Source organism: Shewanella sp. Arc9-LZ, assembly GCF_010092445.1.
GTDB lineage: Bacteria > Pseudomonadota > Gammaproteobacteria > Enterobacterales > Shewanellaceae > Shewanella.
This window is the reverse complement of sequence record NZ_CP048031.1, coordinates 928,850-949,452: the sequence shown is the minus strand read 5'-3', so window position 1 is coordinate 949,452 and position 20,603 is coordinate 928,850. Positions and strand designations below refer to the sequence as shown.

Sequence of the window (20,603 nt, the reverse complement as noted above, 5' to 3'; positions counted from 1 at the left end):
CTTTTTAGCGACATTTTCGGAGGTTGTCATCTCTCAACATGAATCATTAGACCCCAATACCTGTATCGCCTTTATTGGTGGTGGCAACATGGCAAGAGCCATAATCAGCGGCCTACTTAAACAAGGTCATAACAGTGCCAATATTCTAGTGTGCACCCCCAGCCAAACTACTCGACACGACTTAATCGATAAGTTCAATGTTAAAGTACATCAAGACAATACCGCCGCAGTTGCGTTTGCTGATGTCATCATTGTTGCCGTTAAGCCTTTTGTAGTACCTGTAGTGTGTGAGCAGTTGAGTGAAGTTATGCAGTACGATAACCGAAAACTCGTTATCTCGATTGCCGCGGGAGTCAAACATGCCACACTCCGCCAAAAACTACATTTCTCACCCAAAGTCATTTGCGCCATGCCAAACTTGCCTACCGCCATTGGTGAAGGGTTAACGGGTTTATATGCGGGACCAGACACTCACGCTAATGACATTGCGCTAGCAGAAAGACTCATGCGTGCTGTGGGTGAAACAGTATGGCTAAAAGAAGAAAGCCAAATGTCGACCATCGTGGCTGCAGCAGGCAGCTCGCCGGCGTATTTATTCTTATTTTTAGAAGCCATGGAGAAAGCTGCCATTGAACAAGGGCTGCCGCAAGAAACAGCCACTAAAGCTGTGTTGCAGAGTGCTATGGGAGCAATATCAATGGCGATGAATAGTCAGCATAACTTGGCGAGTCTACGTCACCAGGTGACCTCACCTAAAGGCACAACGGAACAGGCAATATTGGCATTTCAGGATGGTGATCTTGACGAGCTAGTTGCCAGCGCAATGGCGTGTGCAGCGACAAGAGCAAAAGAACTGTCTATAGGCTAACGGGGCTATGAACCTGAGCTGACGGTTAATACCATCCGCTTGGCTATGTGATAGCCATATAGCGCTTTGCTAAGCCACAATGGCTTAAGCTTAGCGCAGTAACTCTTGTTTAATCAATTTCAGTAGAAAGGTTTCTCGTTCAATCGATAAGCCTTTTTTGCTGCTGTTGGCGATAGTGTCAAGGTTATGCCTAATAGCCTCATCGATATCAATCCATACTGGTATCATGCCGTTATTAATTTCGTGAGCTTCAAATTGGGTTTCCCCCAGCTGGCTGTCAATATCACAAGTGAAACAATAAGACAGCATATTAACCGACGTATAACCATCTCGTTGCCAAGGACGATATTCTTCATATAAGCCAAATGGATTAATATTGCGAATTTGTTGGGCGCCAGTTTCTTCTTGTAACTCACGGATAAGCCCTTGCTCTATCTCCTCGCCAGCATCAACGCCACCACCAGGCAATGAATAGTCATGATAACGTTGGGTGTAAAGCATTAATATTTGATTATTACGCATGACAATTGCGCGAGCAGCAAGCCGCGTTAGCATTGTTTGGTGATTCGCAGCAATAAAATCTGCTGGAGTGTCGGAATGATAACGAGTGGTTAAGTGGCGCATTATAGAAGGGCTCATCGCAATAAAAAGCGCATGATACGTTGCCAAACTATATGCTTCAAGTTTGCCTATAAGTTAAAACTACTTGCAGGGCGGCATATCAGTGCTTGTAATGACAACTTGAGTGCAAATAATAACAATCAATTATGAAGCTGATTATTCACAACAAGCGACTTTGGTACTCTTACCTCAATACTTATAGCCCAATACTTATAGCGCAAAACGTCTCATTCAATACTGCTAGCTCAATGCTTCCAGTCAAATACTCTTTGCTAGGTACTTTCAGTTAAATAACCAACGTTAGAAAACCACATTTTAAAAGCCACAGTTAAATACCCATTTGACCAAATTGGGCACTGCTCATGGCAACACATGGTCGCTCATCAATACGGTGCTGGGTTTAGCATGTGAACTCAAGACAACCAAAAGATAGATGACCAAAAAAGTCCTATCGGCAAAACCGATTATCACACTATGGGCGCCTGTTTTGACATTCTTAAGCTAATTGAAACAAAACCATAAATTTTAATCGTCCTTTAATACCAATATCTTAAAATAACCGCCTAAATAGACGGTTATTTTTTAAATTTTACCTATGCTTAGTTATCACTTATCAAGGATTGAATGATACGGTTATCAAGATACAAAGATTAACGTTCACTGAATGTCACCTCGGAAGTTGCTTATGATTAAATTTTGGTACAAACAATTCCCTCAGTATCCGCCTGATCACCCAGATTATTGGCGCATTCGCTTAATCGAACATTCGTTGCTCATTACCACGAGTTACTTTCTCATTCTTACCCTGATCAACCTATTCTATTTTGAAGGTTATCAATATGCCTTGCTCGACGGTTCAGGCTTAGTTATCTCATTGGGTATTTACTGTCGTTTTCGTCGCACGGGTCATGTAAAGATAACCGCATGGGCTGTCACTCTCATGGTAGCCAGTTTAATTATGCTATTTGTGATATCAGCCAAAGGGTATTCTCATTCACTGTTTTGGGCGACGCTTATTCCGCCTTTTTCATTTTTTCTTATCGGTCGAACATGGGGCACATTTATTTCATGCATCTGCTTTAGTGTGTGTGCTTTTATTGTTTACCTGCAAACGCAAGACCCTCAGCCAGTGGCCTTTAGCACCGGCTCATTATTTAACGTTATTGAAGTGTGTATTGCACAAATTTTACTGTTTAGATTTTACGAAAAAACCCGTTTTTCAGCTTATAAAAAACTGGCTCTGCGTAATTTAGAAATCCAAAAAATGGCTGAAACAGATAAACTCACCGGACTGTATAACCGTGAAAAACTCGATTTTGCGCTTGATACTCTACTGACCACACCAGCAGCCAATGCGCCCATGGCAACAGAAAGCGCTAACGCGACAAAACGAACAGACGAAGCACCGATTATTTACCAACCTTATGCGGATGACCATCCGCTGAAAAACCATCAAACAACTCAAGATTTACTCAGTAAACAAGCTGCCACTCAATACCCTATTTCGGTAGCAATTATCGACATCGATCATTTTAAACAAATTAATGATAATCACGGCCATTTATTCGGAGACAAAGTGCTATGCCAACTCGCGCAATTATTACAAAACCAAATGCGTAGCGACGATTTATTAGCACGCTGGGGCGGCGAAGAATTTGTGGTGGTTTTACCCAACACGACATTGGCAGATGCTGTTGAGTTAACCGAAAGGTTAAGGCTGTATATTGCCATGCAAAATATTCAAGCAATGGAACTGACAATTAGCTTAGGTGTCGCCCAGTATAGAGTAGAAGACACGGCTCACAGCTTGCTTGACCGCGCAGACAAAGCCTTATATTCAGCAAAATCTGGCGGGCGAAACTGTGTAGCAGCGGCTTAGTAGGATAAAGAACAATTAACAATTAACAGAATATTGAATCTTACTCTTGTAAGCGACTCGCTGGCGCATCCACAATATAATGCTTACCATTAATGCGCTCAATAATTTGCGTTGCGGTTAAATCATGTACCACATTAACCACCGTTGAAGCCGCATCGGTAATGGCCCCTATGACCACTAAAATAGGGATCACTTCCATCGGTAAACCTAAGGTGGTCACAATAAAGATTTCACCTAAAAATGCCCCGCCCGGTACTCCGCCAATGATAAATGCCGATAATACCGAAATCAAAATCGTCAGCATAAATACATCGGTCGTAAAATCGAGACCTAATAACGAATAAATAAACACGATTTTTAGTGCGGTAATAGCCGCTGCACCGCCTTTATTGAGATTCACTAGTAACGGTAAGCTAATCTCGGCAATTTGCTCATTTAGGCCCATTTTAGCCGCACTGCGAATAGTCACAGGTAACGTTGCTAACGACGAGCTAGTGCCTAATGCCGTCACAGCAGGTTCAAGCATATGTTGCCAAAAACGTTTCACACCTTGTGCACCACCGCCAATCCACGCATATAACGTCGAACCTAACGTTAGGTAAATAGCCATCGCCACAAAAAACAACCCCACCGCTCGAGCAAATGTCCCCATTAATTCAGTATCTTGACTAGCCATAGTCGCGGCAAAATAAGCACCTAGCCCAATTGGAGCCACATACATTAATATCGAAATCACTTTCATGATCACGGTATTTAAACTGTCGAGCATGCGCCCCACTCTCTGGCCATCTTCACCGGATTGACCAATGGCCACACCGCCAATCACCGACATAATAATCAATGCTAATATGTTTGATTTAGAGAGTAGTCCGACAAAATCGTTAGTTGTGAGTAAGCTGACAAAGTCCATGCTACCCGAGGCAGAATCAACGGTATTGGCTAAGTCTAATGTCACCCCTTGCGCGGGATCATATGCTAATGCCAACAACACCACGCCCACTGACGGAATAATCGCCATGACAATCGACACAGCCATAATAGACACCAGTATCGCGCCTAATTTCTTTAAATCGGTCATGTGAGCAATAGATGACATCACACTCACAGCAACCAAAGGTACGATGATCATAAACAGTAGATTGAGAAATATTTGTCCAATAGGCTTAAGCTTGATAGCCCATTCAGGAAATAACCCACCAAACAATCCGCCCAGCAGTAAGGCACTCAGTAAAATAATGGACGAACGATAAGCACGTAAGCTACTCAGCATATTGGATCCTAAGAACAATTAAACAAAGATGGAATAGGCAGCAGACTCGGCCCAAAGAACAGTTAACGCGTTAACAACTAACAGAAAATGCAGATGTACAATTAACCCTATCAAGACGCTAGCAATTTTCACTATCGACAATGATTATCAACAATCAATATCGATTTTCACTGTCGATCATCACTCTCTACAATGACGTACTAACAACATAACTTAATGATAAATATGACACAAAACCAATACTATACACAACTACAAACCGCACTCGCCGTTCGGCAAGGCTTGGATTTCAATAATGAGCCCTTCAGGGCCGCGAACAAAAATTTGTTTAACCGACGTTCCCGGCACTTCACTCATAGAATAACGCAGGCCCAGTTTGGCAATTCTTGCCATGACATCTTGATAGTCATCACTGAAAAAACTCACATGATGAACAATATTTTGCTGTTGCTCATTTTGCGACAGTTGATAGCTTACCTCTGCCTGCTGGTTAGCAAAAATATGTATCACATCTTTGTCACCGGCAAATAAAAAATAACCAGAAAACTCAAGATTAGGCCGATCACCAACGGTTAAATCTAATAGCTCCACCAGAAAATCGCTCATTTTTTGCGGATTTCTAGCACTTAGTGACAAATGATCAAAGCGAATATTCATACCACGCCCTTTTAGAATATAGCCGACTTTAACGATCTTTATCAGCAAAGCCTTATATTACTGGGATTATGACTACCAATGAACCACCACAAAAGGTAAACATTATCAAAAATCATTTGATAATCCATAACCGAGTCGTTTCATCAGTGGACGTTAATACCATTGGCTCCACACTATCCACACCTCTGTATCGATCGGATAGCAGAAGATGCACTCACATATGTTGTGCTATATGAATAAGTTAACCATTAAGTCAGTGTTGAATAGGGAGGTAACAGTATTTGTAACAAATGCAATATGAAATGATTGAGTTGAAAAAAGTAATTTTAAATAGGTATTAGATAGGATTAAAACGTTGTTAACTCAAAGCAGAGTATAAATATAATGTACAACATCACGGTAACGAGAGATTTTATGGTGCTGCGCAATAGGGAAGTAAATAATGGCAGACATAATCAGTAAATGAAGGAAGCTTGCTCACTCGCAAGCTTCCTAAAGCTAAACTACATGTCGATATAGATTGGCCAACCAAGTAGACCAATTAAGCCTTCTTTGTATTCCAGGCGCTCCAATCGTTCAGGAGAGGCATTTTGAATGGCCAACTCTTGATAACTTCGAGAGAAATGCAGGGTCCGCAACAATGCTGCGTTAAAATGCTTACCTAAATCTAAACGAATTGCATCAGCAAGCTCGTTAGGTAACTCGGCCAAAGCCACCTTAGTTTGTAGCTCGATAAATTCGAGGTTAAACCATTCATCTTTAAGTTCTATACGAGCCATGCGGCGTTTAAGATCTTGACGGACTTTTTTACCGTCAAAAAATATCCGATATAACACGGCTTCTGCCAGAGTACTTTCTAGATTGATATAATCCATTGGATCAAAAGTGCCGACAATGTAGAACTGAGCCAATAAGGCATTAATAGATTGCTGGCGATTATGCTCAGCTAATGCTTCTTGGTAGTAAGCCCAGCCTTGCCATTCGTCACAATCAGGTGGACTCGACACTTGATCAAGCAACACTTTATCTACGTCACCATAAACAGATTTACCATGAAGCCTGTGTTGGCTAACTTTAGTTAGCATTCCCCAGCCCTTCTGGAACGACTTAACTACGCCGTCATCAGTCAGTAGCAACCGTATAGCATTAGCCTGACTTTGGTCCGATAATGCCATTAAGCCAATGCTAACAATGCCGATAACATCTTGCGCAGCTTCTTCAAGCAAATGCATTTTATACTTGTTATAAAACTTATCAGCGAACTTAAGGCTCATCAAAATGGCTTTCGCTTTGATCTGTCCCAATTGCTCATTACTGAGCAATTCTTCGGTTCGGCCATAAGCCAACACCCGACTCAGATAGGGACCCTGATTTTCGTCACGTAATACCAATTGCATTTGCAGAACCCTTAATCAAGAAAGCTAAACATGTCATCAACTTCAGCATACTCGTCGGTGACTTGGTTCTTTTCTTTCGCCTGTATCACTAACTCACTGGCAAACTGGCTAATAATTAACTGCCAATCAGAGCCGGTGTTACGCAGCATGTTCTTAATCGCCTTTTCAACATTAGGCGCTCGATCGCGGATCAATGCTAATAAACTGCGCGGGTCATCGATGCTAAGACTGTGTGCCTCTTCGTCGGCTTGCCAATCGGAGTAACCCACGGTTTCTTCATCCGCTTCATCATCAAAAGTGTCGTTGATCTCATCGTCATCACTGCTGGTACCGCCTAAAATAAGCTCGATAAACGGAATCGATAGATAAAACAGCGCAGCAGGATCTTCAGCCAAACACTCTAAAATAGCAGTTTGTTTCTCTTCATTGTCTTGGATTCGAATCAGATAAGTCATAAAGTCAAAAGTATGCTGCATTAACTCTTCGGCATTACTCTTGATTTTTTCTTCCCAATAAAGTGGCTGCTGGCAGACAATGTCGCGGATCTGTTCTGGGGTCATTAACTCAGACATAATCGATGGACACGAAATATCATGCTGACTGTTAATTTGTGTCAACGTAACGATATCCATTTTCTCGATAACTTCAACCAACTGATCATCTGACATCGACGATGCAATCAATTCAAATCTCTTGCTGGCCTGTTTAGGCTCAACATTAGCCAGCTCTTGTATTTCAGCTGCGGTTATTTCAATGAGACTGTTCATTCGATATCCTCGTCATATTGGTCATAATAACCTTCTTCATCGCTATCATAGTCCGTGTCGTCATCATCGTTTTCATCACGTTCATGCTCATGAAGACCATCAGAATCATCTTCCTCAGGCTTGGGCGCTGTATCTCCCTGAGTCTCTAACAGATACACCACGGCACAACTTTCAATGAGCAAATCTTCGTTATATTTGCGTACCGCAAGCGCCAGAGGTAGATCGGCGTTGTTAAACGCAATCGTCGTTTTAAATTCATCCCAGCTTGGGTGAATATTCAAGCTAATCCAATGTGCCCATTGGCGCTTTGACTCAGGCGAGAACTTAACTCTTTCATAAAGTGCAACAGGTAAATATTCAGGGACTGAATCTAGCATCCCAGGATCGGCCAACAATATCTCTCTGATTTGGCTGGTAAACTTTGCCAGTGCATTTGGCGTATCAGGGTCGTTGTAAGATTCTATATTGTCATTGGCATTATTTTTTAGCTCATTAATGCGTGAGATATTAAGATGTTTAGCCATGGGATACTCAGGAATAATATTCGTCCCACAACTCGCGCATAGCGGCTGTGGGATCGGTAACAATTACGTTGTTAAAATCATTGATAAAAGCATTTCTCTGCTTTTTATCTGACAACACTTCGTAAGCTTTTTTGACTCGTTGGAGCTGGACAGATGCTTGTTGCTTTTCATCATCAGACGCCCCAAGTAATTTGTCAGGATGGTACTTATTCGATAAACGTTTATAGGCTTTTTTTATGTCATCTTCTTTGGCATTGGCTCTGACGCCCAGTACGCTAAAGTGGTTAATCATAGTTATTCCTGCAGGCGATGTGGCAGTGATTGCGAGATAAAAAAGTCTGTAAATAGATAAATTTTTTAGCCCGCTATTATATCAACAATCACAGGCTTGCAGCAAACATAAACCCAAGTTAAGTTGCAATCATTTAAGACATCAATTTTAGGACATCAATTTCAGGACAGTAATTTTAGGACAGCTATGACACCCAAAAAGCAGCGTTGTCATTAACAGGTGTTATCTTTGCTGCCGTTAAGATGCCACCAGCCAAGTTGAATGATGCGATATTAACAATATCCACGCCTATCTGAGTTTGCTAGCATGATGCTTTAACGGCAAAACACCTGCAAAAATTACCCCATTTCAATCAGACTCACAAATTCGCGCATCGCAGGTGAAACACTGTATTTGCGGGTAATAAACACCGTATTACCCGATTCAATACCTTGCAGTTGTCGGTAATGCAGATTGAATAACTGCTGAGCTGATTTTGCAATACCGCTGCTGACAATCGCGTAGCCAATATTGTGTTTTACCGCGCTGACTAGATGAAATAACGAATCGGTTTCTAACACCACATTAAAGCGTAAATCCGTTTCTGCCATCGCATTATCAATGTATTGCCTAAACTGCATATTTTGGCTCAACAACACCAATGGTAAACGTTGCAAATTATTAAGGGTTAATCGGTTATCACTTAGCGCAGTAGTGTCGAGTTGATTAACAAGTGCTTGGGTTGATAATACCGCCATATCATTATCAATCTGCGGATAAAAATGAAACGTGCGACGATTCGCCTCAGTAAGGTTTTCATCAAACCCTAAACCGATATCAATTTGATGCAAAGTCAGTTGCTCAATCAGCTTTTCATTGGTGGTCACCAAGAGCGTTACGGCAATATTAGAATGCAGCTCGTTGAATGCTTTAATTATCGGCATAATATCGACACTCGACTGCGGCACAATGCCAATCCGTAAAGAGCCGATTAATGGCCCACTAAACACACTCAATTCTTGTTTTAGCGCCGCTTGATCTAACAGCATTTTTTCTGCATAGCGCAATACAATCTGTCCAGCATCGGTTAACGCAACAAACTGACTGCCGCGCACCACTAGCTCGGTACCAAAGCTTTTTTCCAACGCAGTAATACTGGCTGACAAAGTCGGCTGGGTAATATGGCAAGCTTTGGCTGCTTTAGCAAAATGCTTAAACTGCGCTAATTCATAAAAATAATGTAACTGTCTCAGGTTCATACGCCCTTCAAAGTCTGCCTATCAATTTCACTATATTAATAGATAAAAACTATCACCGCATAAATTTGTTTGATTGGCTTTGTGTATTAGCGCCCCCTAAACTGTGATCCACGTCCGGTTTTGAGTCTGTACACATGAATGCTTCATATAAATGGTTGCCCCCCATTGAACATCTGGTAGAGGAAGCGGCTGCCGCCATTAATATTAACGGGATTAACTATGCTGTGATGATGGTCACCCCTGATGATATTGAAGATTTTGCGATTGGTTTTTTATTTGCCGAAGCCATTATCCAACACGATCATGACATACATGACATTCAAATAACGCCATCAGATAGCGGCTTTATGGTTGAAGTGACTATCGCCAATCGTTGTCTGTCGGCCTTAAACAGTAAAAAACGTCGGCTCGTGGGTGCAACAGGTTGCGGTATCTGCGGTGTTGAAGCAATAGAACATGCACTGCCTCAATTAGCTATTCTTCCGGTCACACGCCCCATTGACATTAATAACCTTGAAACCTTAAAACAACGTATTGCCGACAGCCAAATAAAAGCTCAACAAAGTGGTGCGATACATGCGGCTTTAGCGTTAACAGCACAAGGCGACATTATCGCCTGTCGTGAAGACATCGGCCGTCATAATGCACTCGATAAACTTATCGGCATGTTAATAAGGCAAACAACCGCGACGCAAAAAACATCATGTAATACCTTATTAATCACCAGTCGTTGTAGCAGTGAATTGATCCATAAAGCGGTTCTTTTTGGCGCTAACAATCTTATTAGTCTAGCTTCGCCAAGCCAACTGGCAGTCAAGCTGGCACTAAAATACAACCTCAATATTATTCACATACCCAAGTTTTCAGCGCCTATTTATTATTCCAGTTACGATTGTCATTTTAATGTTAACCGTCTATCGCTGAGCCCTATCGGAGAAATTCATGTCTAGTCATCACCAAAAACCAACCAAAGCCGGCGGATTTCCTTCACTGCAAGCCACATTTACTCATGTACTTCGCAGCCAGCACACCAAGCAAAACCTTAAAAACTTACTCCGTGTTAATCAAACTGATGGCTTCGATTGCCCGGGTTGTGCATGGGGCGATAACAAACAAGGTGCATTTCAGTTTTGCGAAAATGGTGCTAAAGCCGTGGCATGGGAATCAACAGGTAAAGGCGTTGGTCGCGATTTTTTTGCTCAGCATTCGGTACGCCAACTAACAAAACAGACCGACTACTGGTTAGAGTATCAGGGGCGTTTAACCGAACCAATGCGCTTTAATGCGATAACAGATCACTATGAACCAGTAAGCTGGTCTGAGGCATTTTCGATTATCGCCACCAAGCTCAACAGTTTAAGTAGCCCTGACCAAGTTGAATTTTACACTTCTGGACGCGCCAGTAACGAAGCCTCCTATCTCTACCAACTGTTTGGCCGGCTTTATGGCACCAATAACTTTCCCGATTGCTCTAACATGTGCCACGAAGCTAGTGGTGTCGCATTAATTAGCGCCATTGGAATAGGTAAAGGCACGGTAGTATTAGAAGATTTTGATGCCGCCGAAGCCATTTTTGTGTTTGGCCAAAACCCTGGCACCAACCATCCAAGAATGATGAATACTCTGCGCAAAGCCGCCAAACAAGGGGGTAAAATTGTCACTTTCAATAACCTTAAAGAAGTTGCCTTAGAAAAGTTCGCCAGTCCACAAAGCCCTATAGAATTGCTCACTCCAGCAGCCACTACCATCAGCCATTTGTATTTAACCCCTAAATTAGGCGGCGATATGGCCGCTGCGCGAGGCATGGCTAAATTTATTATTGAACAACGTCCAGATAAAATAGACCATGAGTTTATACAGCAGCACAGTGCATTTTTTGAAGATTATCAACACAGTGTTACACACACTAGCTGGGATAAAATAGAACAACAATCTGGACTGACAAAAGCAGAGATTATTCAAGCTGCGACCGTGTTCAGTGACAGCAAAACCGTGATCAGTTGCTGGGCAATGGGCTTAACTCAACATAAGCATTCGGTCGACATTATTCGTGAAGTCGTTAATCTGCATCTGCTATGTGGTCAAATAGGTAAAAAAGGCGCCGGATTATGCCCTGTTCGCGGCCACAGTAATGTGCAAGGCAACCGCACTATGGGCATTAATGAAAAGCCGTCTGCCGCTTTTATTACCCGCTTAGAACAGCATTTATCTACCACCTTACCGCGGCAAGCGGGCCACAATGTGGTCGAAGCCCTTAAAGCCCTACACCGTAAACAGAGTAAGGTGCTAATTTGTTTAGGTGGAAACCTTGCGGCTGCGGCGCCCGATACTGATTTTACATATCAAGCAATGCGCAATGCTGAACTGAATGTTCAAATCAGCACTAAGCTTAATCGCAGCCACTTACAAGTAACACACGACGCTTTAATTTTACCTTGTTTAGGCCGCACTGAATTAGACAAGCAGCAAAGCGGCATTCAAAAAATCACCGTTGAAGATACCTTTAGCATGGTTCATGCTTCAACAGGCATGACCGAACCCGCCTCAGAACAATGTTTATCTGAAATTGATATTGTCGCTCAAATGGCTCATGCAACATTTAACCATTCCGGCTCGACTCTGCTCAACTCAACAAACCATGCCGCAAATAAACTAGATTGGCTGGCATTACGTGATGACTATGCACTAATCCGTCAGCTTATCGAAAGAACCATCGACGGCTTTAGTGACTTTAATCAACGTATCGAGCAACCTGCCGGGTTTTATCTGGGGAATAGCGCTGCTGAGCTTATTTGGAATACCACTAACCAGTTAGCTCAATTTAATCCTAGTCAGTTGCCAAATTCAGTTATTGCAGATTGTTCAAGCAACGCACAAACAACTGCGTCATCCGCCGAACAACAAGCTATTTTTTTACTGCAAAGTTTGCGATCTCACGACCAATACAACACCACTATTTATGGCATGGACGACCGGTACCGCGGTATTAAAGGCAAGCGGAATGTATTGTTTATGAACCAACAAGATGCTGTTCAACTTAATCTGCTTGAAGACCAACTTGTTGATATACAGTCTATTGCCAACGATAATATCGTCCGCAAAGTCTGTGGTTTTAGCGTGGTTTATTACGATATTCCACGCGGTAACATTGCCGCATATTACCCAGAGACGAATCCACTGGTGTCAATCAACAGCGTCGGAATTGGCTCTTACACCCCAACCTCAAAATCAATCCCAGTGGTTATTACTGCATCAACCAAACAGGTGATTAGCGTGGCTCAGGTATAAGTAACCTAAACTCGGAATAACAATACTCAAACGATGTTGCCCTAGCGCATTAGCGCTGGGCGACTAAATCAGCCAAAACTTGTTTATACGCTTCAACTGGATGCGCGCCAGTTAATGCACTCGATTGGTTAAAAATGACCGTGGGTACACCCGAAATACCAAGTTGCTGCCAATGAGCCTCTTTGGCGCGAACCTGTTCTGCCACTGCAGCGTTATCAAGTAAACTCATGGCTTCTGCGGCATTAATACCCACTGCGGTGAGCTCAGCGGTCAACACCTCACGGTTTGAAATATCTTTATGTTCGCTAAAAAAGGCGCTGAATAAACGCAATTTAAGCTCCGTTTGCTTACCGACCTCTTTCGCGTATTCCAACAACACATGAGCGTCTAAAGTGTTAACCATTTTCATCTGTTCAAAATAGTCAAAAATAAAGCCATGTTCAGCCCCCTGTTGAGCAATATTGGCCCGTGCACGAACGCTACCTTCTGGGGTTGTGCCGTATTTTCTGGCTGAATGCTCACGCAGATTTTCACCTTCAGCAGGCATGTTAGGGTTAAGTTCAAATGGTTGCCACTCAATCTCAACTTGATCTTGCAGCCCAAGTTCATTTATCGCTGCTTCTAAGTGTTTATAACCGACGATGCACCAAGGGCACACTACATCTGAAATAATATCGAGCTTAATCTTTGCTGTCATTTGGCTGTCCTCATCTCTTCAAGTACGCTTTTTCACTGTAACGTGATAAAAAAATACCAATGCCATTTGCGATAACGCGGCATTGGTATTATGAAGTCATACATGAATCGACTTATCGTGAATGATAATCTTTGATAAAAATGTCGGTAACAATGTTAGTAAAGAATTACCAAGTAAACTTTTTGAATGCATCATCAACCGGTGTTTTTGCTACATGGTTGGTGTAATTACTGATCACTTTTTGTGACAGACCTAAAATGATTTCTAATACCTGCTGTTGGCCATAACCTGCGGCATAGAATGCTGCTAGTTCTGCTTCAGAAATATTGCCGCGGTTACGTACAATACTTAGTGTAGCATCTTGTAACGCTTGTAATTTAGCGTTTGGCATCGCCGCTTTATTACGTAGTGCTTCAGTTAACGCTGGGTCTACTTTCATTGAATGTGCAATACCTGTATGTGCTGGTACACAATAGCCACATTCGTGTTCAACGTTAATAGTTTGCCATACAACCGTTAGCTCTTCAGGGTTAAATGATGTGTCTAAAAAGGCCTGATGTAACTGTTGGTAAGCTTGCAACGTGCTTGGAGACTCTGCTAAAACGCCAAATAGATTGGGAACCATACCCATTTGTTTTTTAGCACCCTCTAACATAGCTTTGCTGCCTTCTGGTGCGGTGTCTACTGTATGAATAGTAAATGCAGTCATAATATTCTCTCTTCTAGATAAATAAATTTAGGAGCGTTTCGAATTGAGTCCACTATAAACCAATTTGAACAATCGCTCAAGTTTATTTTGAGTGATTGCTCAAATTGATTGTTGTTATTCACATTTACACTAGAGAATATTGCTTATTATCAAAATAGTATGAGTTTTAAAAAATATAAAATAATCACTAAACTCAGTCGTTAATGCTAATTCTACTAGCCACTTGAACATTTAGATTGTCAATTATTGAGGCATCTAGAAATGCGTAGCGACAGCTCTAATAGGGTGAAGTACGATCTAATTAATAACAATCCCAGAATAAAGCACTTACGCCAAAACGATATTTAGACGATAAATGGGTTTATCCCCCACATCTTTACACTTCTTTAATTGAACAAATAATTGAGATTAATTATCATTACCGCAAGTTTGTGGATTTGTATTAACGTTTATAAAAAATAATAAAATCAGCAGGTTTAACACTCTATTGCAATACTGCATGGCATAATTTGAGCAAACAAAAATGAACATGGTTTCGACATTAAAATGGTTTCACAACTGGGTAGGTTTTTTTATTAGCATCACCATGTTAATAGTACTTACCACTGGGGTATATCTCGGTAGCGTTGATTTGCTCAAACGCCTAGACAGTAAAGATCAAACATACTCTCCAATCACACTTGAACAAAAAGCCGATACTGTTGCGAGTGTATTTGAGCGCTATCCCGACATGAGTACTGTTCGCTTTCCAACAGAACATACGCCATATATTCAAGCTAGCACTCGTGGTAAATCAATTGCATTGGACAAAGAGTTAAATGAACTGTCGAGTAGCTCCTCTTTCGATTTACCTGGATATAGCACGGTATTTTGGTTGCATCGAAATTTTCTCATCGACAATGGTGGTAAATACATTAATGCATGGGCATCGCTTGCGGGGGGCATCGTAACCTTAATTGGCATTTACCTGTGGTGGCGAGTGCGTAATGGATTTAGATTAAAACAAAGTATTCCTAAAAATACCCGCTCAAGCAGTTTACTTAAAAGCCACATTCAACTGGGATTATTTATTTCAGTACCATTGTTTATATTGTGTATCAGCGGATTTTTAATCACTTACAACAGCTTATGGACAGGTGTTCTTAAGCAAGATTCCACCAACGAACAGACACTAACTTATTCTGTCAGCCAACCAAGTCATTGGTTGAGCCAGCTAAGCAATGCACAACAAATTTGGCCAGACGCAGAGCTTGTATCAGTAAGTAAACCACGCTCTAAACCCAATAAAGACCTGCAAGCAGAAACAGATAAACCACAAGACCTTGTGTACAGTATTCAATTCGATGAACATCAGGGCGTGTGGTTAAGAGAAGCTGATCGCATCAACATGAATTATCAACAAGGAACGATTGAGTCAGTAATCAAACACAGTGACCGACCTTTATTAGCTAAAATTGCCAGTTTTGTTCGGCCTCTACACGATGGACTGTACATGCCAGCAAGCTATGTAATGTTGATTACCTTGGTGTCACTCATTGGCACATTGATTTTATCATTCAGTGTGGTGACCTTTTACCGACGTACTTTTAGTCGCAAAAAAGCCAGTTAACGAACAGCCCACCTTGTTGCGCTACATTGCCTTCATACATCGACGACACTGTAGCGCAGCATGAAATCAAACCGTTAGCTAAACGCCATATAACGTCACCACCACCGCGCCACCTAAACCTACATTATGTTGCAGCGCTAATGTGGCATTGTCGACTTGCCGGTTGCCAGCTTGACCACGTAAGTGCCATGTCAGCTCGGTACATTGTGCCAGCCCAGTGGCACCAATTGGATGTCCTTTCGACATTAATCCACCCGATGGCCCAATAACAAATTTGCCACCATAAGTGTTGTCACCATTGGCAATCAATTCAGCTGCGCCGCCTTCAGGACATAAGCCTAATGCTTCATAAGTGATCACCTCATTTGGGGTAAAACAATCATGCAGTTCTATTACATCGATATCGTTGGGGTCGATACCAGCATCATCATAAACCTGCTGCGCCGCTTGTTGGCTCATTCCCTTACCGACGGCATAAATTGGGTCTTGCCACGACTGCTCGGTATCAGTTGCCATTGCCTGCGCAATAATCTTTACCTTGGATGTAATGCCGTTTTGACGGGCAAACTGTTCGCTGCAAACGATGGTCGCTGCGGCACCACAAGTGGGAGGACAAGCCATAAGCCGAGTTAAATAATTATCGTAAATTAACTTATCATCAAGCACTTGCTGATACGTTAATGGCGTTGAAAACATCGAGTATGGATTTTGTAGCGCATGACGACGTGACTTTTCGGCCACCTTGGCAAAAATATCGGCACCGACATGATACTTATCCATATAATAACGACCTGCAGCACCAAAAGCCCGTAATGCAATTGGACCTTGCGGGGCATTAAACTGCTTTAATACTGGCTCAACCCGCTCAAAAGGGCTTTCTCTGTCGGTCCAATGCGATCCCAATGCACCTGGTTGCATTTCTTCAAACCCAAACGCTAACGCACAATCTACTTGTCCAGATAACACCGCCTGACGCGCAAGAAATAACGCAGTCGAGCCACTAGAACAATTATTATTAACATTGATAATTGGAATGCCGCTTTGGATTACATCGTAGAATGCATGCTGAGCGCAGGTGCTGTCGCCATAAATATAGGCACCATATGCTTGGCCAACTGACTTGGCGTCAAGCCCTGCATCGGTTAATGCTAACTTAATCGCTTTAGCCGCCATGACACGATAGGGTTCATGCTTACCTGGTTTGCAAAATGGGATCATTCCCACTCCTGCCACTCTTACTGCTGTCATATTGCTCCCGTAATGCTGTTTCTAGTGAGATGTTATTGGGGATCAGTTATTGATAATTTGGAATAGGGATCTTTACAACCGATGTATTTAAGCCCTCGTTATTGGACAATATTAGCTTAATGACAACTGTTAACATAAAGTTAATTCACCTGTAGTACAACGCACCAAATGAAAGCGATAGCGCACCAAAATGAAACATTACCAGTCCAAGCATCAATCATTACTGACACTATTGAGCATTGAACCGACATAAAAACGCACCGAAGTAGAACATTTAACGGATCATTTCAGCAACATTTTCAGCCATTTGCACCATATGGGTTCATGAATATGCCAGTCAAGTAACGGTTTAGGAATGACTTTTGCTTTATAAAATTATGAATTTCAACAGAGAATCGTTTTGTGGGAACTGAAATGAATAATATTAGTGATGCTATTGGCGTCATTGCACAAAGTGCAGACACCTTGTTTATCTTACTTGGTGCAATTATGGTGTTAGCCATGCACGCAGGCTTTGCATTTTTAGAAATGGGCACAGTGAGACATAAAAACCAAGTCAATGCCTTGGTGAAAATTCTAACTGACTTTGCTTTTTCCGCTATTGCCTACTTTGTCATTGGTTATCAAATTGCTTACGGCAATCACTTTTTTGTCAGCGCAGAAAGCTTAACCACTGATAATGGTTACCAACTGGTTAAATTTTTCTTCTTACTCACATTTGCAGCAGCCATTCCCGCGATTGTATCTGGCGGTATTGCTGAACGCGGCAGTTTTAGGCCTTTTTTACTGGCTTCAGCTTTGATTGTTGCCTTCGTATACCCGTTATTTGAAGGGATTATGTGGAACGGTAATTATGGCTTCCAAGCTTGGTTAGAAAGCCAATTCGGCGCCCAATTCCATGACTTTGCAGGTTCCGTTGTGGTACATGCCATGGGCGGTTGGTTAGCCTTAGTCGCCATCTATTTATTAGGTGCCCGACGCGGCCGCAAACCCGGTATCGCTTTTGCACCATCAAATATTCCCTTCTTAGCGCTAGGCTCTTGGGTGCTGATTGTCGGTTGGTTTGGCTTTAACGTTATGTCAGCGCAAACCCTCGATGGAATTAGTGGCTTAGTAGCGGTAAACAGTTTAATGGCTATGGTTGGCGGTACGGTTGTGGCACTTGTGGTGGGTAAGAATGACCCTGGTTTTATTCATAACGGACCACTAGCAGGCTTAGTGGCTGTGTGTGCCGGTTCTGACTTAATGCATCCTGTTGGCGCATTTGTGGTTGGCGGTGTCGCTGGCGGCTTGTTTGTTCTCGTATACACCAAATTACAACGCAGCAACAGAATAGACGACGTTCTAGGTGTATGGCCACTACACGGTTTATGCGGTGTGTGGGGCGGTATTGCAGCGGGTATTTTTGGCCAGCAAGCTTTCGGAGGCCTTGGCGGAGTCAGCTTTATGTCACAACTTATCGGTAGTATTGCTGGCGTTGTGGTGGCAATTGTTGGCGGTATGATTGTGTATGGCGTAGTTAACAAGCTATCGAGTTTACGCTTAAGCCAAGAAGATGAATTTATTGGGGCGGATTTAGCGATTCACAAAATTGGTTCAACCAATTCAGATAAGTGATGATGCTAAGTCACTAATAGTAAAAAGGGGCAGAAATGAATTTCTGCCCCTTTTAATCAAAATAGAGTCTACAATCAGTGCTTAGATTTAAGCCCATTTTTAACCATATCTTGACCACTTTCGAAGATTTCTGCGGTAATCCAACGGCCAAGTAATAGCTTGTGGTTATCACCAAATACCGCAACAAAATGACGACCGTCGGCATGACTAGTTGCCATACCCACACCAGCAACACCTTCCAAACCTAAACCGCCCTTTTCCACCGACAGTAAAAAGCGTTCTAATTCGGCTAAATTATCAATCACATCATTTTCAATATTCATTTGTATTCCCAACAACTTTAGATCAAAACTTGGGTGCTACTTTACCCCATTGAACCTCAATAAGGTATATTGTATGCCATCTGTGCCTATAGCGCTGGTAACTGTACCACTCACTCAGGTCTAGTCGCTAAGATGATTAAAAACGTAACGTAAAATCAATCAGCTGCGCATCGTCATCGTATGAATCAAAATTAATCGACAACATCACCGTCCCTTTTGTCAGCATAATGTTATCAAAATTATCTTCTGCGTTTGGGTATCGCTCCAACAATTGAGATTTGATAGTAGGCAACTGATAATTAGCAAGCACAGCATTAAATTCACTCATCGTTTGCGTGCCAAACATCGACTCGGTAATTTTAATTGAATTAACGACTCCTTGGCGATCAAAACCCAATAATACATTGCTATTCACCAGCACTTTTGGACCGTTGTCTGTCAATTGGATTTGGTTGATGAGCTGTTGTGGTTGCAAGGTATAAGCTTGCTTAAATGCTAATGTCAACAATGTTGCGATGTCGATATTATCAAAGTTACCGAACTTAACGTGATGATCATCAGTGACTGTTAATGGCATAATTGCAAAGCTGTTAAGTCGAGAAACAGCAGCATTATCTAGACTTTCATTATAGTCTTCAAAAGTTAATATCAATCGGCTATTTTTATCTCCCACACTGTAAACATCACCTTGCTTTTTAAGCGCTAAATGCGCTTTCACGCTAGCAAGCCCATCACCTTGACGCACTTGGTTAGCAATCACCCAATGATCACCATCATAGTTTTCACTTAAGGCAATTTGGTTTTGACCATGGCCATTTAACAATCCTAAATCCTGGGTAATCATTTCGATACGATTGTCTTTAACAACAAACCATAGACTGCGCCCATAACCATAAACGGTTGCACCATTGTCGAGTTGCAACTGAATACTGTGAGGACCTAATGCTTGTTGTAAAACATCAACCGAGTCACCAATGTGTATGCCATAGGCGCTGTCGGTTGTAATAAGCGCATCAGGTGCTTGGTGTTTTTGCGCTTGCTTTAATACATTCCTCTCGTTTGGCATCGTCAACTTTACTGTGGTTTGGGTATACGAAACCGATTTACCTTCACTGTTATAAGGTGTGGGATCTTTGCTCAGTTGTGTATCGTCACAAAAGGTAACGTATTGCGCAGTGGTAATCACATGGATTTGCTTGGTGATCGATTTAACTCGGCTACTGTCATCTTGCAAGTCAATACTTCGCTCAATTCCGCCAACACTTAATTTATCAATAATAATCGCATCCGCTCCTGCTGCTGCAGCTTTGCGCTGTATTTCCACAAAGGCTTGTTGTATATAAGCATCACGATGGGACAACACGCCATCACTAGACGATTCCGGCATGTCTGAGTCAATATCGTAGACGATTTTATCATTGGCTGTATCGATAGTGTGTGGACTACAAAGTGGGTGAAAATCTAAAATTGGCGGTAATTCATTGGCGTTTATAGCAGGGCTTAACATTGCACAGCTGAGCAAAAAAAGTGAAGGTTTCATTTATCGTCCTTGAATATTAATTATTAAGAATGTGTTTTTTTACAAGACGTTAACATTAT

At 42.1% G+C, this 20,603-nt stretch carries 19 protein-coding genes and 1 pseudogene; 7 read left to right on the top strand and 13 right to left on the bottom strand.

Annotated features, from left to right (window positions below; translation table 11 throughout):
- Nucleotides 1–28: 28 nt before the first annotated feature.
- Complete coding sequence (gene proC, locus GUY17_RS04160; protein ID WP_101085982.1) at nt 29–868, top strand: pyrroline-5-carboxylate reductase; 840 nt, start codon at nt 29–31, stop codon at nt 866–868.
- Nucleotides 869–958: 90 nt separating this feature from the next.
- On the opposite strand, the gene GUY17_RS04155 is transcribed toward proC, so the two are convergent.
- On the bottom strand, nt 959–1,492 hold the full coding sequence (locus GUY17_RS04155; protein WP_101085983.1) for an NUDIX hydrolase: 534 nt from the start codon (nt 1,490–1,492) through the stop codon (nt 959–961).
- 336 nt (nt 1,493–1,828) lie between these two features.
- Between GUY17_RS04155 and GUY17_RS21180 the strand changes: the two are divergent.
- Both GUY17_RS21180 and GUY17_RS04150 read left to right on the top strand, forming a co-directional pair.
- A pseudogene (locus GUY17_RS21180) lies at nt 1,829–2,011 on the top strand (AGE family epimerase/isomerase); the annotation flags it as partial.
- A gap of 163 nt (nt 2,012–2,174) precedes the next feature.
- Nucleotides 2,175–3,368, top strand: coding sequence for a GGDEF domain-containing protein (locus tag GUY17_RS04150; RefSeq protein WP_254439864.1), 1,194 nt, complete (start codon nt 2,175–2,177; stop codon nt 3,366–3,368).
- Nucleotides 3,369–3,408: 40 nt separating this feature from the next.
- Here the strand turns inward: GUY17_RS04150 and GUY17_RS04145 are convergent, their stop codons facing one another.
- The 7 genes from GUY17_RS04145 to GUY17_RS04115 form a co-directional block, all read right to left on the bottom strand.
- Complete coding sequence (locus tag GUY17_RS04145; protein WP_162022388.1) at nt 3,409–4,638, bottom strand: dicarboxylate/amino acid:cation symporter; 1,230 nt, start codon at nt 4,636–4,638, stop codon at nt 3,409–3,411.
- Nucleotides 4,639–4,890: 252 nt separating this feature from the next.
- Nucleotides 4,891–5,295, bottom strand: a complete 405-nt coding sequence (locus GUY17_RS04140) for a VOC family protein (RefSeq protein ID WP_162022387.1) — start codon at nt 5,293–5,295, stop codon at nt 4,891–4,893.
- 503 nt (nt 5,296–5,798) lie between these two features.
- Entirely contained in the window at nt 5,799–6,692 is an 894-nt protein-coding gene (locus GUY17_RS04135; RefSeq protein ID WP_162022386.1) for a hypothetical protein, read from the bottom strand.
- Nucleotides 6,693–6,703: 11 nt separating this feature from the next.
- Nucleotides 6,704–7,459, bottom strand: a complete 756-nt coding sequence (locus tag GUY17_RS04130) for a hypothetical protein (RefSeq protein WP_101085994.1) — start codon at nt 7,457–7,459, stop codon at nt 6,704–6,706.
- Nucleotides 7,456–7,983 (bottom strand): hypothetical protein, encoded by a 528-nt coding sequence (locus GUY17_RS04125; protein ID WP_011636233.1) that lies wholly within the window; start codon nt 7,981–7,983, stop codon nt 7,456–7,458. Before GUY17_RS04125 ends, GUY17_RS04130 begins: the two co-directional genes overlap by 4 nt.
- 7 nt (nt 7,984–7,990) lie before the next feature.
- Nucleotides 7,991–8,275, bottom strand: coding sequence for a J domain-containing protein (locus GUY17_RS04120; RefSeq protein ID WP_059745623.1), 285 nt, complete (start codon nt 8,273–8,275; stop codon nt 7,991–7,993).
- 338 nt (nt 8,276–8,613) lie between these two features.
- On the bottom strand, nt 8,614–9,513 hold the full coding sequence (locus tag GUY17_RS04115) for a LysR family transcriptional regulator (protein WP_101085995.1): 900 nt from the start codon (nt 9,511–9,513) through the stop codon (nt 8,614–8,616).
- A gap of 134 nt (nt 9,514–9,647) precedes the next feature.
- Here GUY17_RS04115 and fdhD point away from each other — a divergent pair, with 134 nt between their 5' ends.
- Nucleotides 9,648–10,463 carry a formate dehydrogenase accessory sulfurtransferase FdhD gene (fdhD, locus tag GUY17_RS04110; RefSeq protein ID WP_162022385.1) on the top strand — a complete coding sequence of 272 codons (816 nt, stop codon included), beginning with the start codon at nt 9,648–9,650 and terminating at the stop codon, nt 10,461–10,463.
- Complete coding sequence (locus GUY17_RS04105) at nt 10,456–12,801, top strand: FdhF/YdeP family oxidoreductase (RefSeq protein WP_162022384.1); 2,346 nt, start codon at nt 10,456–10,458, stop codon at nt 12,799–12,801. Before fdhD ends, GUY17_RS04105 begins: the two co-directional genes overlap by 8 nt.
- Nucleotides 12,802–12,850: 49 nt before the next feature.
- Here GUY17_RS04105 and GUY17_RS04100 read toward each other — a convergent pair whose 3' ends face one another.
- Nucleotides 12,851–13,498: a DsbA family oxidoreductase gene (locus GUY17_RS04100; protein WP_123777318.1), complete on the bottom strand. Its 648-nt coding sequence runs from the start codon at nt 13,496–13,498 to the stop codon at nt 12,851–12,853.
- 166 nt (nt 13,499–13,664) lie between these two features.
- On the bottom strand, nt 13,665–14,207 hold the full coding sequence (locus GUY17_RS04095) for a carboxymuconolactone decarboxylase family protein (RefSeq protein ID WP_162022383.1): 543 nt from the start codon (nt 14,205–14,207) through the stop codon (nt 13,665–13,667).
- A gap of 523 nt (nt 14,208–14,730) precedes the next feature.
- Between GUY17_RS04095 and GUY17_RS04090 the strand changes: the two genes are divergently transcribed.
- Nucleotides 14,731–15,816, top strand: a complete 1,086-nt coding sequence (locus tag GUY17_RS04090; protein WP_368039260.1) for a PepSY-associated TM helix domain-containing protein — start codon at nt 14,731–14,733, stop codon at nt 15,814–15,816.
- Between the two features lie 78 nt (nt 15,817–15,894).
- Here GUY17_RS04090 and GUY17_RS04085 read toward each other — a convergent pair whose 3' ends face one another.
- Nucleotides 15,895–17,064: a lipid-transfer protein gene (locus tag GUY17_RS04085; protein ID WP_162022381.1), complete on the bottom strand. Its 1,170-nt coding sequence runs from the start codon at nt 17,062–17,064 to the stop codon at nt 15,895–15,897.
- 414 nt (nt 17,065–17,478) lie between these two features.
- Between GUY17_RS04085 and GUY17_RS04080 the strand changes: the two genes are divergently transcribed.
- Nucleotides 17,479–18,681 carry an ammonium transporter gene (locus GUY17_RS04080; protein ID WP_162022380.1) on the top strand — a complete coding sequence of 401 codons (1,203 nt, stop codon included), beginning with the start codon at nt 17,479–17,481 and terminating at the stop codon, nt 18,679–18,681.
- Between the two features lie 74 nt (nt 18,682–18,755).
- On the opposite strand, the gene GUY17_RS04075 is transcribed toward GUY17_RS04080, so the two are convergent.
- Together GUY17_RS04075 and GUY17_RS04070 are read right to left on the bottom strand one after the other, a co-directional pair.
- Nucleotides 18,756–19,004, bottom strand: coding sequence for a hypothetical protein (locus GUY17_RS04075; RefSeq protein WP_162022379.1), 249 nt, complete (start codon nt 19,002–19,004; stop codon nt 18,756–18,758).
- Between the two features lie 136 nt (nt 19,005–19,140).
- Nucleotides 19,141–20,544: a hypothetical protein gene (locus GUY17_RS04070; RefSeq protein ID WP_162022378.1), complete on the bottom strand. Its 1,404-nt coding sequence runs from the start codon at nt 20,542–20,544 to the stop codon at nt 19,141–19,143.
- Between the last annotated feature and the right edge of the window lie 59 nt (nt 20,545–20,603).